The organism is Rhizobium sp. P2_G2 (genome assembly GCF_056403555.1).
Genome location: NZ_JBFUFF010000018.1, coordinates 71,188 through 86,733 on the forward strand (window position 1 = coordinate 71,188; position 15,546 = coordinate 86,733).

General features: G+C 62.6%; 14 protein-coding genes. 6 read left to right on the forward strand and 8 right to left on the reverse strand.

Annotation, left to right across the window (positions count from 1 at the left end):
* Positions 1–194 precede the first annotated feature (194 nt).
* A complete protein-coding gene (locus AC1D06_RS15815) occupies positions 195–1,889 on the forward strand; it encodes a tetratricopeptide repeat protein (RefSeq protein ID WP_477986947.1) in 1,695 nt (564 codons plus the stop codon).
* 90 nt (positions 1,890–1,979) lie between these two features.
* On the opposite strand, the gene AC1D06_RS15820 is transcribed toward AC1D06_RS15815, so the two are convergent.
* From AC1D06_RS15820 to AC1D06_RS15830, 3 genes are all read right to left on the reverse strand, one after another.
* A complete protein-coding gene (locus tag AC1D06_RS15820; RefSeq protein ID WP_477986948.1) occupies positions 1,980–3,242 on the reverse strand; it encodes an MFS transporter in 1,263 nt (420 codons plus the stop codon).
* Positions 3,243–3,440: 198 nt separating this feature from the next.
* The gene (locus tag AC1D06_RS15825) at positions 3,441–4,628 is read right to left on the reverse strand and encodes an MFS transporter (protein ID WP_477986949.1); all 1,188 of its coding nucleotides are present in this window, start codon (positions 4,626–4,628) and stop codon (positions 3,441–3,443) included.
* Between the two features lie 148 nt (positions 4,629–4,776).
* Positions 4,777–5,751, reverse strand: coding sequence for a nucleoside hydrolase (locus AC1D06_RS15830; RefSeq protein WP_477986950.1), 975 nt, complete (start codon positions 5,749–5,751; stop codon positions 4,777–4,779).
* 316 nt (positions 5,752–6,067) lie between these two features.
* On the opposite strand from AC1D06_RS15830, the gene AC1D06_RS15835 reads away from it, so the two are divergent.
* On the forward strand, positions 6,068–6,838 hold the full coding sequence (locus AC1D06_RS15835) for an SOS response-associated peptidase (RefSeq protein ID WP_477882734.1): 771 nt from the start codon (positions 6,068–6,070) through the stop codon (positions 6,836–6,838).
* A gap of 268 nt (positions 6,839–7,106) precedes the next feature.
* On the opposite strand, the gene AC1D06_RS15840 is transcribed toward AC1D06_RS15835, so the two are convergent.
* Complete coding sequence (locus tag AC1D06_RS15840; RefSeq protein ID WP_477986952.1) at positions 7,107–7,391, reverse strand: acylphosphatase; 285 nt, start codon at positions 7,389–7,391, stop codon at positions 7,107–7,109.
* A 223-nt stretch (positions 7,392–7,614) separates the two neighbouring features.
* Here AC1D06_RS15840 and AC1D06_RS15845 point away from each other — a divergent pair, with 223 nt between their 5' ends.
* The gene (locus AC1D06_RS15845; protein WP_477986953.1) at positions 7,615–9,300 is read left to right on the forward strand and encodes a putative bifunctional diguanylate cyclase/phosphodiesterase; all 1,686 of its coding nucleotides are present in this window, start codon (positions 7,615–7,617) and stop codon (positions 9,298–9,300) included.
* Positions 9,301–9,423: 123 nt separating this feature from the next.
* Here the strand turns inward: AC1D06_RS15845 and AC1D06_RS15850 are convergent, their stop codons facing one another.
* Positions 9,424–10,266: a hypothetical protein gene (locus tag AC1D06_RS15850; RefSeq protein WP_477986954.1), complete on the reverse strand. Its 843-nt coding sequence runs from the start codon at positions 10,264–10,266 to the stop codon at positions 9,424–9,426.
* Positions 10,267–10,420: 154 nt separating this feature from the next.
* On the opposite strand from AC1D06_RS15850, the gene AC1D06_RS15855 reads away from it, so the two are divergent.
* Entirely contained in the window at positions 10,421–10,852 is a 432-nt protein-coding gene (locus AC1D06_RS15855; protein ID WP_477986955.1) for a VOC family protein, read from the forward strand.
* Positions 10,853–10,931: 79 nt separating this feature from the next.
* Positions 10,932–11,402 carry a hypothetical protein gene (locus tag AC1D06_RS15860; RefSeq protein ID WP_477986956.1) on the forward strand — a complete coding sequence of 157 codons (471 nt, stop codon included), beginning with the start codon at positions 10,932–10,934 and terminating at the stop codon, positions 11,400–11,402.
* Positions 11,403–11,426: 24 nt separating this feature from the next.
* Here the strand turns inward: AC1D06_RS15860 and AC1D06_RS15865 are convergent, their stop codons facing one another.
* Positions 11,427–11,606, reverse strand: a complete 180-nt coding sequence (locus AC1D06_RS15865) for a helix-turn-helix domain-containing transcriptional regulator (protein WP_477986958.1) — start codon at positions 11,604–11,606, stop codon at positions 11,427–11,429.
* A gap of 656 nt (positions 11,607–12,262) precedes the next feature.
* Between AC1D06_RS15865 and AC1D06_RS15870 the strand changes: the two genes are divergently transcribed.
* Positions 12,263–12,877 carry a dihydrofolate reductase family protein gene (locus AC1D06_RS15870; RefSeq protein WP_477986960.1) on the forward strand — a complete coding sequence of 205 codons (615 nt, stop codon included), beginning with the start codon at positions 12,263–12,265 and terminating at the stop codon, positions 12,875–12,877.
* A gap of 110 nt (positions 12,878–12,987) precedes the next feature.
* Here AC1D06_RS15870 and AC1D06_RS15875 read toward each other — a convergent pair whose 3' ends face one another.
* Positions 12,988–13,686, reverse strand: coding sequence for an ABC transporter ATP-binding protein (locus AC1D06_RS15875; protein ID WP_477986962.1), 699 nt, complete (start codon positions 13,684–13,686; stop codon positions 12,988–12,990).
* Entirely contained in the window at positions 13,683–15,533 is a 1,851-nt protein-coding gene (locus AC1D06_RS15880) for a branched-chain amino acid ABC transporter ATP-binding protein/permease (RefSeq protein ID WP_477986963.1), read from the reverse strand. Before AC1D06_RS15880 ends, AC1D06_RS15875 begins: the two co-directional genes overlap by 4 nt.
* Positions 15,534–15,546: the final 13 nt, after the last annotated feature.

The window sequence follows — 15,546 nt, forward strand, 5'->3', positions numbered from 1 at the left end:
GGACTCCGTGGGTACGGCGTCGACGATCATGTCGCAGAATTTCGCCAAGGCCGCTCAAACCTCGATCAGAGCCTGCCCAGATTCCGGCCAAGCCGGCTTGTCAGACTGTCGGGACAGTGCGATCCTGGCCCAGAACCCGCCCTGGAAACGACGATGCCCGCAGTCGAAGGCCCGTGCAAAGCGGAGCTCCCGGAATGACCGTCAATCGCCGCCTCGCCGTGATCCTGATGGCCGATGTCGTCAACTATTCCCGCCTGATGGAAGCCGACGAGGCGGGCACGCTCGAGGCGTTGAAGGCGCGACGGAAGGCAATCCTGGAGCCGACGGTGCAGGCGCATGGCGGACGCGTCGTCAAGCTTATGGGCGACGGGGTGCTGATCGAGTTTGCCAGCGCCGTCAACGCGGTCATGGCGGCCATGGAATTACAGGAGAAGTTCGGCGCGGCCAACAAGGCGCTGGCGCCGGACCGCCATATCGTGCTGCGCATCGGCATCAACCTCGGGGACATTATCGGGGAGGGATCCGACATCTATGGCCATGGCGTCAATATCGCCGCCCGCCTCGAAGCGCAGGCGCCCCGGGGCGGCATTCTGGTGTCAGACGCGGTGCATGCACAGGTCACAGGCAAGGTCGGTGCCGATTTTTCCGTCGCGGGCGAGTTGCGGCTGAAGAACATCAGCACGCCGATACGGGCCTGGCGCTGGTCCGGATCGGAGGCGGTGACGGCGGCGATAGCCGCGCCCGCGCGCGCCGACGCCAAACCGACGGTCGCCATCCTGCCCTTCACCAACCTGATCAGCGATCCCAAGCAGGAGTTCTTCGCCACCGGCATCGGGCTTGATCTGGAATCGTCGCTGAGCCTGATCAGCGGCATCGAGCTGCGCGCCGATAGCGCCGCCGCCAGCTTGCATCTGACCGGCAGCGTACGCGCCGCGTCGGGCCAGATCCGTGTCAATGCAAGGCTGGTCGAGGCGGCCGGCGGCCGGCAGCTTTGGAGCGGCCGGTTTGAAGGCGGCGACGACGACATCTTCGCCTTGCAGGACGAAATCACGCGCCAGGTCGCGGTGGCCATGCAAGTCAAATTGACCACCGGCGACTTCGCGCGGCTGTGGGACGGCCAGACGAGAAGCCTTGCCGCCTGGGAACGCTGCGTCGTCGCCAACCAGCACCACGAGCGATGGTCCGAAGCCGACAATCGCCGCGCCCGGGACCTGTTGTACGAGGCGCTTGAGATCGACCCGGACTATATCGGCGCCAAAGTGTTGCTGGGCAAGACGCTTTGGTATGACGCGCGCTACTATGCTGAGGGCGACGACCGCGAGCGGGCGCTGGCCGAGGCGGAACGCATCGCCAGGGAGGTGCTGGAGCAGCGCCCCGACACGGCCATCGCGACGATGCTGCTGGGCGGCGTGGCATGGCTGCGCGACCGCCATGACGAGGCGGTCGCGCTCTGCCGCCGCGCTGCCAGCCTCAGCCCGAGCGACCCCTGGGTGCTTGGCTTTTCCGGCCTGATCTCAGTCTATTCCGGCGACCCGCGCGAAGGGCTGACCGTGCTCGAGCGTGCTGCGCATCTGTCGCCGCAGACGCTCACCTGGATCCATTTTCACATAGGCCATGCCCGGGCGTGGCTTGGCGACGACGAAGGCGCGATAGAGAGCCTCGATCACTATATCGCGGCCAATCCGCAGGATAGCTGGGGCTATCTGATGATGGCGGTCATCCATGGGTTCGCGGGACGGACCGATAATGCCCGCCGCGCCGTTGCGGACGCTGTGCTGAGGCAGGCGGACATCGACCAGGAGCAGGTCCGGCGCTCAAACCGCTACCGCGACCCCGCACGGTCGGAACGGGTGATCGCAGCGCTGAGCGCAGCCGGACTTCCCGCCTGACATGCTCCAGACACCGCGCCGGCAATCCCTTGCCCGGACCGTTGCGCCGTCAATCGAAACAATTGTCGCGCGGTGGGAAGGCCCGCCTCTTCACGCCGCGACTGTGGCTTGCCGCCGCTGACGCAGCTTCGGCCATAGGATCAGCCAGCTCACCAAAGCAAGGTTGACGCAGTTCCAGAGAAAGCCGTGCAGGAAGGCCAGGCGGTAGGAGCCGGTGGCGTCGAAAATGTAGCCGGCGGCGAGGCCGCCGCAAGCCATGCCAAGCACCGTCGCCATCATGACCAGGCTGATGCGGATGCCGGCCTCGCGTGGCGGCAGGTATGTTCGGATGATCACCGCATACATCGGAACGATGCCGCCCTGGAAGAGACCAAACAGGCCGGAGATCATGTAGAGCGACGACTTGCCGTTGAAAAACAGGTAGAGCAGTAGCGCCAACGCCTGCATGGAGGAGCCGAGGATCAGCATCGGCCCGGCGCCGATCCGGTCCGCAAGCGCGCCGGACGCCAGGCGGCTGACCACGCCCAGTCCAAGCATCAGGGCGATGATCTGCGTGCCCACGGCCACGCCATAGCCGAGATCGCCGCAATAGGCGACGAGATGAACCTGCGGCATCGACATGGCCATGCAGCAGGCAAAGCCGGCGACGACGAGAACGGCCTGCAGGACATTGGGGCTCAAGCCCAGCGCGTTGCGGGCTGTCTCTGTTGCGGCCTGGGCCTGGGCATAGGTCGCGGTCCGCAGGCGCCGCTTCAACAGCAGGCCGATCGGCACCATCACCAGCGGGATGAACACGGCAATGCCGATATGGATGGACCGCCAATTGTGCGTGGTGAGGAAATGTTCGATCGCCAGCGGCCAGACGGCGCCGGAAAGATAGCTGCCCGAGGCGGCAAAGGCGACCGCGAGCCCCCTGTGCCGGGAAAACCAGAGCGAGAGATCGGATATCAGCGGCGCAAATCCAGCCGCCGATCCAAGGCCGATGACCAGCGAAAAGGCGGCGAATTGCCAGATATTCGTGGCCAGCGCCGTCATGATATAGCCGATGGAGAGCAGGAGCGCTCCGACCAGCACCGGCGCGACGATGCCGACCCGATCCGCCAGGCGCCCCATCACCACGCCGCCAAAGGCAAAGCCAAGCATCGTGCAGGTATAGGGCAGCGAGGCCCCGCCACGCGCCGTGTCGAATTCGACCTGCAGGGTCGGCAGTAGCACCACGACAGACCAGTTGCCGACACAGGCGACGGTGCCGAGAATGAGCGTGAGCAGGAGCCGCCACCAGGCATAGGCGGAATCGACCTCGCCGGCGCCAGAGCCGCCTGCGGCGGCCGGCTTCTTTTCAAACGTGGCCACGGCGGAACTCCCTGGGTCTGGTGATCGAATGAAGGCGCGTTCGAACTGCCGCCGGTGCATTTGTTCTATAGAACGAAGTGTGGTGCTTTGGATACCGGTGCGACCGACACGGGCGCGACCGCGAGCGCCGTCGGGGCGGTTCCATGTCGGCTGAGCGGGGATCCGGGCAATCGCCGGATCCGCTGGTCGCGCCGGTGATCAGGCCCTCATCCGGGACCAGCCAAGTGCTGCACCGCTCAAGGCGCATAATCCCAGGCATAGACCGAAGATCGACCAATATCCAAACCAGTTGGCCCAGAGGCCGGTACCGAGCCCTGAGAGTAGAACGCCGACGCTCACCGTGTTGCCGAAAACAGCAGAGGCGGTTCCGGCCCGGCCGGGCAGCAAGTCCTGCACCATCGCCATGCCGACAATACTGATGACGCCGATTCCCGCTGCCCTCAATATCTGTCCGACATAGAGCGAGGTCAGTGTCGGCCACGCCAGCGCCAAGGCAAAATATCCGGCGAAGAGAGCAAAACCGAAGACCAGCAGCCGATGACTTCCCGAAAGGCCCGGCCTGACAACGAACACGGCCATCACCAGCACTTCAAGCCCGGCGCAGAGACTGAACAACAGTCCCACATCGTCCTTCGAGCCGAGCTGTTGGGCGACAACGATCGCCATCGCATTTGAACCCATGAACATCGCCGTATGAAATGCCGACAGTGCCAGAATGGCGGGCGCCGCCTGCAGGACTGTGGCCATGGTCAGCGCCTGTCGGGTTTCCGCATCGCCAGGCAGGACCTGAATGCGGCTGACGATCACGACGGCCAGGGCGGACGCGGCCAGCAGCGCGGCGCCGACAAATACGCCGTCGAAGCCCCGCGAGGACACCAGCACCGCTGCGATCGCCGGGCCGACCGCCCAGCTGAGCGAGGATGCAAGCCGCAGACTTGCCATGCCGCGCGACACCGTCAGGCCGCCGGCCCGGTCAAGATAGCCCTTTGCCAGCGCGAACAGCAGCGCATAGGAGGCAGAACTCAGGCCGAACAGGATGGCGGCATCCAGCACCAGCATCCAGGTCTCGGTGAGCACGGCACATAGTCCGAAGCCGACGGCCTTGGCCAGCAAGGAGACAAGCAAGGGCCAGATCACCGGCCTTCGGTCGTGAAGATGCCCGAAGATCGAGGTCACGATCAATCCGGACACCGCCGATGTCGTCAGGAAGCCGCTGAGCGCCAAGGGCGACATTCCGATCTTTTCGACGGCCAGCAAGGCTATGTAGCTTCCGGCCATCGCCTCGGAAAGCGTGGCAAAGAGGATCGCGGTCATGGCGGGAATGAAGTGGCGGACCCTGAACAGCGCAACAGTCGAAGTGGCGTCAAATCCGGCATTCGTCGTCATGACCGTTCCTATGCTGCAGGAATCAACAGGGGCCGTCGAAGTCGCCATGAAGCACGCGTGTTTTGCCTGGATCTGACAGCATATCGGGGCATAGGCGACACATGCGAGCGCCTATCGCGCGCCCGGCAGCCAGCTGCACGCCGGCACCTCAACCCTTCGCCCTGGTCAGCCGCTCGACGGCGTCGACGATCATGTCGCAGAATTTCGCATGGTCGAGCTGCATCGCGACGGTGTGGCGGAAATCGCGCTGCTCGCTGGCCGTGCCGCCGAAATGGTGCATGCCGCCCATTTTCTCGAAATTGCAGACCGTCATGCCCTTGGTCCAGCGGCCGGCGATCTCGACGCGGATATCGGCCTTTTCGGTGGTGAACACGCTCGGATCGATCAGCGCCGCCACGCAGCAGGCGTCGTGAACGGCGGGATAGGCGATCTGCAGCAGGCCGCCATGGGTGGTGGCGATGAAGGCCCAGATATCGAGGATGAACTGGCTGATCGAACCGCCGATGGCGCGGACTCTTTCCTGCAGTTCCGGCGTTGCCTGCGCCTGGTGCGTCAGGTCGAGCCCGACCATGGTGACGTCCCACTTGGCGCGGAACACGACATCGGCGGCTTCCGGATCGCCATAGACATTGAACTCGGCAGCCGGGGTGATGTTGCCCCGCATATAAGCGCCGCCCATGACCACGACCCGCTTCACCCGCTCGACGATGCGCGGTTCCTTGCGCATGGCGAGCGCGATATTGGTGTAGGGACCGACCGGCACGAGCGTGACGCTTTTCGGCTCATGCGCCATGACGGTGTCGATGATGAAATCCACGGCATGACGCGGGTCGAGCTCGAACGAGGCGGGCGGCAGCACGGGACCGTCGAGCCCGGTCTCGCCATGGATCTCGACGGCCAGCACCTGGTCGCTGATCACAGGCCCGCGCGACCCCTTGGCCACCGGCACCTGGATGCCATAGGCGGTGCAGACGGCCAGGGCATTGCGCGTGGTGTTGTCGACATTGTGGTTGCCGGATACGGTGGTGATGCCGAGCAGGTTGATGGCAGGATTGGCCGCCGCCAGCAGGATGGCGATCGCGTCGTCGTGGCCGGGGTCGCAGTCGAGGATGATCTTTTCCATGGGGGGCTCAAGATTGGGTGGTGGGGCTTCCGACGACAGCTTGCTCGACGCCTCGCTCATGCAGCGAGCGAAATGCCTTGCGAGATTAGCATAGGAGTGTGCTTTGGGCGAACAAGTCTTGATCGTGATGCTGAGGCTCGGACCCGCGAGGAAGCGCTCGCTGCGATTATCAAGCTTGCTGAAAGCAGGCAGTTGCAAAGACCTGCCGGCGATGACATGGACATCATGGTTTCCGGCCTGCTGACGCGATGGTTGAACCCGAAAGCTTGACTCCCGTGATCACCAACGCCAGTCTCTCCGTGAACGGAGTGTGGCCATGTGCGGCCGGATTTACATAACGACATCACTGGAGCGAATGCTCTCGTATTTCGGCTTCAACGATATCGATGGCGTGCCCGACGTGGAAGCGCAGCTTCCACGGTGGAATGGCGCTCCCGGGCAGATGTACCCGATCATCATTAATGCGGCCTCCGAAAACAGCGAAGTGTTGGGCCGACGCGCCGTGAACGCGAAATGGGGATTTGTGCCGCCCTGGTCGAAGGACGGCAAGGGCGATGGGCGGCCGCCGCCTATCATCGCAAGATCCGAGACGGTCGCGACGAACGGCATGTTCCGGCAATCGTACAAATCGAAGCGCTGCCTGGTGCCGATCTCCGGATTTTTCGAATGGAAGGACATTTACGGCACCGGCAAGAACAAGCAGCCCTATGCCATCGGCATGGCCGATGACTTGCCGTTCTGCCTCGCTGGCATCTGGTCGACCTGGCGCGACAAGGTGACCGGGCTCGATCTGCGCAGCTTTGCGGTGCTTACTTGCGAGCCCAATGCTTTGATGGCGCAAATCCACGACCGGATGCCTGTCATACTACATCGCAAGGACTATGACAGATGGCTCGGCATCGAGCCCGACCCGCACGATCTGTTGGTGCCCTATCCAGATCATCTCATGAAGATGTGGAAGATCGGTTCGAAGGTCGGAAAGCCGGCGAACAACACGCCGGACATCATTGATCCGATCGATGATGACAATGATGGGGGAGATGGACCGCCGGCGCCATCAGGTCCGGAGCAACCAACACTCTTCTGAGCGGGCGGCCGCCCCTTCGGCAATGAAGGACAACAATGGGCGGTCATGCATGTAGATGCGTTTCTAGGCCATCCGGATGTGGTCGAATTCCTCAAGCAGCGGCTACACGATTATCTGATCGTCCAATAATTCGTGCTCTTCGCCGGGTCCGCTCAGGGGCAATGCGGCCGCTCCACGCCAGTCCCGTCCGACCAGCGCCCCGCTCTCGCCGAAGGCCATGACGGTCATCGGCCTGCAAAATTTGAACGTGCACCGAGCCCCCATCGGGTCACCGCAGCACGCGGAAATCGCCTGGCACATGGTCGAGATCGAGCGGTTCGCTTTCAACGCTCGTCACCGCTGCACCGGGAGGGCCGTTGTGGAAGCGTTCCAGCATGCGGTCGACTGCCGATCGCGTGCCTGCGATCACCGCGCTGACGCTGCCGTCGGCTTCGTTGCGCACCGTGCCGCGCAATCCCAGACGCTTTGCTTCGTGAACCGTCCAGGCGCGATATCCGACGCCCTGCACGCGGCCGTGAACACGCACCAGCAATGCCTTTTCGCCTTCACTCATGCGCGGCTCCCAATTGCGCGGCGAATTCTAGCGCCCACGATCCCAGTTGTCTCGCTGCCTTTTTGCAGAATGTATCCCGGACGTATCTTGAATCTGCAATGGTCGACAGCGCGCCGCTTGAAGCAAAACCCGCACAATCAGCGGTTTGATTCACCTTTTTCTAAAGTCGTTGGCCTATCATGACTGGGCGTAGCTTTTGACGAACGATCGGATAGCGAAGACGATGACGACGCGGCGCAGCACCGCCAGCACGGTGGCCAAATTTGCCGAGGCGACAAACCTGTCGCTGATCTCTATCGACAGCAAGGGCGATATCGAATTCGTCAATCCCTCGGCCTGCGCGCTGTTCGGCTATCGGAAGAGCGAAATGATCGGCCGGCCGATCACCATCATCGTGCCGGAGAGGATGCGCGGCGCGCATATGGCCGGCCTGGCGCGGGTGGCCGCCGGCGAGAAGCCCAATCTCGGCGGCAAGACGGTCGAGGTTTCGGCGGTGAAGAAGGACGGCAGCGAATTTCCGATCGAGATCACCCTGTCGATCTGGGAAGGCAAGGGCGGCCTCTGCGCCGGCGCCGTGATCAAGGACATTTCCGAGCGCCGTGAGCGCGAGAGCCGGCTGATGCGGTTGGCATCGCAGGACACGCTGACCGGGCTCAGCAACAAGCATCAGTTCATGCAGCTGCTCCAGGACCGCCTGTCCTCCGGCCATGCGGCGACGGCCATATTGCTGGACCTCGACGGCTTCAAGGATGTCAACGACACGCATGGCCATGGCGTCGGCGACGCGCTGCTGCAGGCGGTCGGCGTGCGCCTGCCTTATCTGCTGCGGCCCGATGCCGTGGTGGCACGGCTGGGCGGCGACGAATTCGCCGTGCTGCTGCCCGAAACGGCCGATCCGCTGGCAGCACAGAAAGAGGCGGCCGATATTCTCGAAGCGTTCCGCAAGCCCTTTCATCTCGGCGGCCTGGTGCTCGACCTCGCCGCCAGCCTGGGCATCGCCATTGCGCCGCATCACGGTAGCGACGCCGAGGAATTGCTGGCCAGCGCCGACTTCGCGCTTTATCGCGCCAAGGCCGCGGGTGGGCGCTGCTACAGATTGTTCGACCAGTCGATGCGCAGCGAGGCGCAGGCCCGCCGCGCCATGCGCGATGAGCTGCGCAAGGCCCTGAATGAAGGCCAGCTTGAAATGTACTACCAGCCGCAGGTGCGGCTGGCCACGGGGGCGGTGATTGGTTTCGAAGCGCTGATCCGCTGGAACCATCCGGAGAAAGGCCTGCTCACGCCTGGAGCCTTTCTGCCCGCGCTCGAACAAAGTGCCCTGGCGCTTGAGATCGGCTGGTGGACGCTCGACGAAGCCTGCCGGCAGATCGCCCGCCTCAACCGCCTGGGCCATGCCGTCAAGATGAGCGTCAATCTGTTCCCGACCCAGTTCCGCGCGCTCAATCTGCGCGACAAGGTGGCCGATGCGATCGACCGGCACGGCATAAGCGCGTCAGCCCTCGAGCTCGAAGTCACCGAGGAAGTGGCGCTCAATTCCGACGAACGGTCGCTCAAGACCCTCAACGACCTGCACGACATGGGCGTCGGCATCGCCTTCGACGATTTCGGCACCGGCTTTGCCTCGCTGAGCTCGCTGCAGCGCTATCCGCTGACGACGCTGAAAATCGACCGCGCCTTCATCCGCGACATCCAGGCCAACACCTCCGATGCCGCCATCACCCGCGCCCTGATCGCCATGAGCCGCGACCTCGGGCTCGAGACGATCGCCGAGGGCATAGAGACGGCGGAGCAGGAGGCGGCCTTGCTGGCGCTCGGCTGTCCGGCTGGTCAAGGGTATCGCTTCGGCCGGCCCATGCCCGAAGAGGATGTGGAGCGGTATCTGGGGCAGGCGGTTTGGAAGAGGGCGTGAGGGGTGGGGCAAGCGCTTCGTAAGTCTTGACGAACTATTAATGGACGATCGATGCCTGGCCATGGAGGCTGTTCCCACGGCCACGGCGGGTTGAAGCACGCCAGGACGTACGCTGCTCGCTGCTCAATAGCGATCCGCGCAAGGATCACCATGGGGTGGAAGCGAAGCCTGTGGGCTTCTCAGCTTGCATGCTTTCGACAGCAAGAGAGGGAAGTTTTCAGTTGTTCCGAGTGCGTTCTCAACAAGCGCAGCAATGGCTTGTCCCTCGCGTTCCGTTCGTTGCGACATCGGCTCTGGCGGTGGCGCCCAAGTGCTCCAGACCGCTATGAGGTGACCCTTGATAACTGTTGCGGCGGTGCAGGCGGCATTTTCGTTCGGCTTCGCTTGCTCGCACGCCACCACTGTTTGTTGACGGCCCAGTCCGGCATTGCGCAGGGTATCTTCAAGGGAATGACCGCCAACCCCGAGAAGTGATCCAAACTTGCCGAGCTTTCTGTCATCGGCGAGGTAGAACCAGATATTGTCTGGATGGGGGTAGACCTGCAGGACGGGCGACCATGGATTGTCGCATAGGGAGCGAGACCATTCACGATTTAACTGCGGGCAAATTCGCCTGAATGATGGCTCGGAATCATCCCATCCATATGCCCTTAATGTCACTTGCAGAGTATCGAAAGTCGGCGCCGTTGCCGTATTCGAAGCGCGTTCAAGAAGGGCGCGCAAGCTCTCCGCGGTTTCTTGTCGTACTTTCTCTCTACGCAACCTCAGATATGGTCCGCCTACTTCCCCAGTCGTCGCGACCAGGGGAAGTTGGATTGGAACGCCGGCAACAATGAAATGAGCCTCCGATGCGAGAAGACTGATCTCTGCATCGGTCCACTTGCCCGGCTCTCGCTCGCAAGCCGTAAGAGCGAGCGCCAATGCCAGGCAAATTGCCAGTTTTGAATAAACGCGGCGAATGTCCACAGAAGCGACCCGACACCAAACAGAGGCAAACCACAGGTGGCATATTGACGTGTAATTCCTTCACAAAGAAGAAGAGAGTGAACGCATCGAAGCCTCAGCTCCAGACGCCATGGCATCGACGGCTGACGACCATCGCCACGAGAATGGACGCGAGATGAAGCTCAAGCATATCAGCATCACGGCGAGGGACGCGGACGCCCTGGCAGCCTTCTACATCACTGTTTTCGGATGCAGAGAGTCCAGGCCGCGCAGAACCCTGTCGGGAGAGCGCGTGTGGCGCGGCAACGGTTTGCCGGACGTGGACATCTATTCGATCTGGCTTTCCCTGCCGGGCTCGGACAGTCCGTTTCTGGAACTGCTGCAATATGACACCTGGCTGGATCGGGCGCCTCCCGCGGTGAACGAGGCTGGGTACGGACATATTGCTTTCGAGGTAGAGGATATTGACGCCGCCTATGCCGGAATCATCGGCGGGGGCGGCCGTGCCTTGGGCGAGATCACCAATTTCGGGACGGCGGCGGCGCCCTGTCGCATTGTTTATATGTGCGATCCCGAGGGCAATATCCTGGAGATCGAGCAGGGGTAGGCTTGGCTCGAAATGCCGGGGTTTTGAAGTGCCGCTGTTGCATTCGTGATGTGGCGCGGCTACGATCGAGCGTGGTCCAATGGCGCAGCCTTCCGCTGCCATCTATCGACCCTTACATTACCCGACGATGAGCAACGACAGTCCAATCGATCTGAATGCCGACTTTGAAGCGGCATTCATCTACCCGTTTTCGACGCACTATTGGCAAAGCAGACGCGGGCGAACGCATTGGACGTGGATGGAAGGATGGCAGGACAGCATAGCCGGGCCAATTTGGAGCATCGTGAAGCAGGGCGGTTGCGCCTATGTCTATGACCGCGATGACTGCTATTTTGCCGAGGTCAGCGATCCCGCCACATTATTCGCGTGTCTCAAGCAAAAACACCAAGGCTTGAGAGCGGGGATAAGCCGGTTTGCCCCGGCTTCCCGGAACGAAGAGATGGATCTGGCATCCATGCACCGGTTCGCCACCGCAATCTGGGCCGTCGTGGAAAAGGCGATCGAAATCGAGCGGCGTCGGTGGGCTGCGGAGCATGCTCAACGTGCCTGATTGCTGACCCTTCAGCGACTGCCATTATTGGTGGGCTGGAGTGATCGCAAACCGCAAGCCCAAGGCTGCGAGCGTCTTGTTGATGGTTTCCATTTTGGGGTCGCCGTCCTTGGAAAGGGCATCATACAGATTTTCCCGGCTGAGGCTGGCTTTTTTGGCAATTCCGGCCACACCACCCTCCTGGGCTTTTGCGACATGGCGCAAAGCCTCCCGAAAAGCTCCATATTGCCGCCCTCCAATATTTGCTCCAAGTAGAAAGCAGCGTTTTCAGGGTCGCGCAAAAGCTCGTCCCGCTTACCGGCGTCGTAAGGTTTACTCGCCTGGGTCATTGCTTCACTCTCCGACTGTAGTCTTCAAGATATTCCTTTGCCCGTCAAAGGACGTAAGCGAAGGCATCTGTGGCTACCCCCCTCTGTCCTGCCGGACATCTCCCCCTCAAGGGGGGAGATTGGCAAGTGGCACGCTTTTCGCCTCAAATCCATGTCGAGCACAGGGTGCGGGGCAGAGGTTTGGGGCAGGGCGATGCCCCATCCAATCTCCCCCCTTGAGGGGGAGATGCCCGGCAGGGCAGAGGGGGGTGCCGCCATGYGCGAAGGGCCAAAGAAGATCTTCTACAGCTTGGTTCCCACATCCTGCCCTCACATGGGAATGCATCGCCTTCCGTGGCACGGATGTGCAGCCTTCTCCGCAGCGCCATGACCGTCCTGATCAGTATAACTGCGCAGATTAAGTCGACAATCCCCTGCCAAGCCATGATCTTGACCTTCACCCGAAATTGATCTTTCGATTTATCCGCATCGCTCTGTCGGAACCCATCCACACCGCCCGTCCTTGGACCATACCAATGCAAGGAGATCCAAATGCGAGAACTCATCCTGACCATGTCCATGTCGCTCGACGGTTTTGTCAGCGGCCCGAAGGGCGAGATCGACTGGATATTTTCCGGCGACCAGGAGGCGATTGCCTGGAAGGTGGAGAATGTCGCCAATGCCGGGCTGCATATCATGGGCAGCCGCACCTTTCTCGGCATGGCCTCCTATTGGCCGACTTCCACCACAGTGTTCGCGCCGGCGATGAACACGATCCCCAAGGCGGTGTTTTCCAAACAGGGGGCGGCGATCCTCGAAGCGCCTAAGATGGTGGAGAGCGTCGTGGCAGGCGCTGCGTCGCTGAAGCGGCAGGCCGGGGCGGAGAGCTGGGCCGAGGCCACTGTGCTGAGCGGCGATCTGGCCGAGGAGATCGACCGGCTGAAGGCAATGGATGGCAAGCCGATCATTGCGCATGGGGGTGCCACGTTTGCGCGCAGCCTGATCGCCGGCAATCTGGTCGATCGCTATATGCTGATGGTCTATCCGATCGTGCTGGGCAAGGGCTTGCCGATCTTCGCCGATATTGCGGCGCCGCGGCCGCTGGAGTTGGTCAGCACGAAAGTGTTTCCGAAGGGGTCGGTGACGCAGATTTATCGGCCCGCGTGAGTGTGGCGGAGAGGGGCGTTCAGGCGCCCCTGGTGGGCTGGGCCGACATCTGTGCCAGCTCCGTCCTGTCCTTCCGAGCCCATTGCAAGGCGGTATTTCAGCCGACGTCTCTACACGCCGAGATAACGGCTGAGGATGGCCGGTGTGGCCTTGATGTCCTGCGACGTGCCTTCGCTGACGATGTGGCCGTTGTTGAGGATATAGACGCGGTTGGCGATGGAAAGGGCGGCGGCGATGTTCTGCTCGACGATGACGATCGTCTGCCCGGCCGCCGCCAGGGCCTTGCAGGTCGCCAGCAGGTCGCGGACGATGATGGGGGCAAGGCCCTCGAACGGCTCGTCCAGCAGCAGCACTTTCGGGTCGCGGATCAGGGCGCGGGCGATGGCCAGCATCTGCTGCTCGCCGCCCGACAGGTCCGTGCCGCGGCTTGTCCGACGCTCTTTGAGGCGCGGGAACATCTCGTAGATGCGGTCGAGCGGCCATTTGCCCCTGGCGCTCAACCCGGCAAGCACGAGGTTTTCCTCGACATTGAGGCTGCCGAAGACGCGCCGGTCCTCATGCACGAGCTGCATGCCGGCCTGAGCGATGGCGTGGCTTTTCCTGCCGGCAATCTCCGCGCCATCGAACTTGACCGAGCCGGATTTCGGCGTCACTACGCCCATCAGGCTTTTCAGCGTCGTGGACTTGCCGGCGCCGTTGCGGCCCAGAAGCGCCACGACCTCGTTGCGCTCGACATGCATCGACACGTCGAACAGGATATGACTGTCGCCGTAATAAGCGTTGAGCCCTGCGACCTCCAGAAGACTCATTCGAACACCCCGTGCATGCCGCCGAGATAGGCTTCCTGCACCTTTTCATTGCTCTTGATCTCATCGGGCGTGCCTTCCACCAGCACGCGTCCTTCCTGCAGCACGGTGACCTTGGAGACGAGCTCGAACAGCGAATCCATGTCATGGTCGATGACGACCATGGTGCGGCCCTGGCTGATCGATTTCAACAGGGCGACTGTTTCCACCCGCTCGCGCGGGCTCATGCCGGCAAGCGGCTCGTCGAGCAGCAGCAGGCTGGGCGACGACGCCAGCGCCAGGCCGATCTCGAGCCGGCGTTTTTCGCCATAGGCGAGGTCGGAGACTGGCGTGTCGACGCGGCCGGTCAGATCGACCAGTTCGAGCGTATGCTCGACCTCAGCCTTCAGCTCGGGCATCTTCCTCATATTGCGGAACAGGTCGAGCCGGAACCGGCCGCGCAGTTCCGCAAGCGCGGCAACGGTGACGTTTTCGCGGACCGTCAACCGGTTGAACAGCTGGTTGACCTGATAGCTCTTGGTCAGGCCGAGCTGGCAGACATCGGTGACCGACATGCCGGTGATGTCGCGGCCTTCGAAGACGATCCTGCCGGAGGATGGCGGCAGCTCGCAGGTCAGCATTTTGAAGAAGGTCGACTTGCCGGCGCCGTTCGGGCCGATAATGCCGTGCAGTGCGCCATGATTGACGGAAAAGTCGATATTGTTGTTGGCGACCAGGCCGCCGAAGCGCCGGGTGAGGCCGGTTGCCTGCAGGATCGGGCCGCCCACATTGCTTTCCGTATGGCGGTGGGCTGGGGCTGCCGGGGTCGGCGCCATCTTCACGGCCGCCGGCTGGGTGACAGGCTCCGGATTCTGCTCCTCGGGTTCGCTCGTGGCGCGCTTGCCGGTGGCGAGTGCATAGAGATCCACGACGCCGCCGATCAAACCGTGGCGCAGGAAGCAGACCAGAAGCACGAAGACTAGGCCGAGCACGAGCTTCCAGGCGGCACCCAGGCCAAGGGCACCCTGCAGAAAATCCTGCAGGAAGAGCCAGACTGCGGCGCCCAGCAAGGGGCCGAACAGGGTGCCGGTGCCGCCGATCGCCGCCTGCATGACCAGCTGGCCGGATGTGTCGAAGGTAAAGGCATCGGGCGGCATGAAGGCCTGGAGAACGCCGAGACAGCCGCCGGCAAAGCCGGCATAGGCCGCGGCAATGACGAAGGCCGTCAGCTTATAGCCGTGGATGTTGTGGCCAACGGCCGTGGCGCGCAGCGGGTTCTCGCGAATGGCCCTGAAGATCGCGCCGACAGGCGAGCGCACGATGCGCAAAGCCAGCACGATGCCGATGAAGTAGCACACCGCGAGGAACTGGTAGAGCGCCCAGCCTGTGTCGAAATTGAGCGTGGTGAAGCCGAGCGGCAGGCTGGGCGTCGGCACGCCCGGCAGGCCGTTTTCGCCACCGGTAAAGTCCGCCAGCGGATTGAACTCGACGAAGAAGAAGACTTCGGCGATCGCAACCGTGATCATGGCGAAGTAGATGCCGGTCCGCCTGAGCGCGATCAGGCCGATGAGATAGCCGACGATCCCGGCTGCGATCATGCCGATGATCAAGGCCGGGATGACATAGGGAAAGCCGGCTATGGTCAACAGATAGGCGGCGACAAATCCGCCGGTGCCGTAGAAGGCCGACTGGCCGAACGACAAGAGCCCGGTGAAGCCGAACAAGATGTCGAAGCCGATGCCGAACAGACCCCAGACGAGGATGCGGTTGACGGTGTTCGGCGCGAAGCCGAGATGGGGCAGGATGAAGGGGGCGATCAGCAGACCGGCTGCGGTCAGCGCCTCGATCAGGAAGGGACGGGATTTCAGCATCAGGCGACCGCGC

Coding starts and splice junctions, on each gene's coding strand:
- AC1D06_RS15855 (WP_477986955.1), top strand. CDS start 10,421: ATGAAGCTCAAGCATATCAGCATCACGGCGAGGGACGCGGACGCCCTG.
- AC1D06_RS15880 (WP_477986963.1), bottom strand. CDS start 15,533: ATGCTGAAATCCCGTCCCTTCCTGATCGAGGCGCTGACCGCAGCCGGT.
- AC1D06_RS15815 (WP_477986947.1), top strand. CDS start 195: ATGACCGTCAATCGCCGCCTCGCCGTGATCCTGATGGCCGATGTCGTC.
- AC1D06_RS15840 (WP_477986952.1), bottom strand. CDS start 7,391: ATGAGTGAAGGCGAAAAGGCATTGCTGGTGCGTGTTCACGGCCGCGTG.
- AC1D06_RS15870 (WP_477986960.1), top strand. CDS start 12,263: ATGCGAGAACTCATCCTGACCATGTCCATGTCGCTCGACGGTTTTGTC.
- AC1D06_RS15845 (WP_477986953.1), top strand. CDS start 7,615: ATGACGACGCGGCGCAGCACCGCCAGCACGGTGGCCAAATTTGCCGAG.
- AC1D06_RS15860 (WP_477986956.1), top strand. CDS start 10,932: ATGGCGCAGCCTTCCGCTGCCATCTATCGACCCTTACATTACCCGACG.
- AC1D06_RS15875 (WP_477986962.1), bottom strand. CDS start 13,686: ATGAGTCTTCTGGAGGTCGCAGGGCTCAACGCTTATTACGGCGACAGT.
- AC1D06_RS15835 (WP_477882734.1), top strand. CDS start 6,068: ATGTGCGGCCGGATTTACATAACGACATCACTGGAGCGAATGCTCTCG.
- AC1D06_RS15830 (WP_477986950.1), bottom strand. CDS start 5,751: ATGGAAAAGATCATCCTCGACTGCGACCCCGGCCACGACGACGCGATC.
- AC1D06_RS15825 (WP_477986949.1), bottom strand. CDS start 4,628: ATGACGACGAATGCCGGATTTGACGCCACTTCGACTGTTGCGCTGTTC.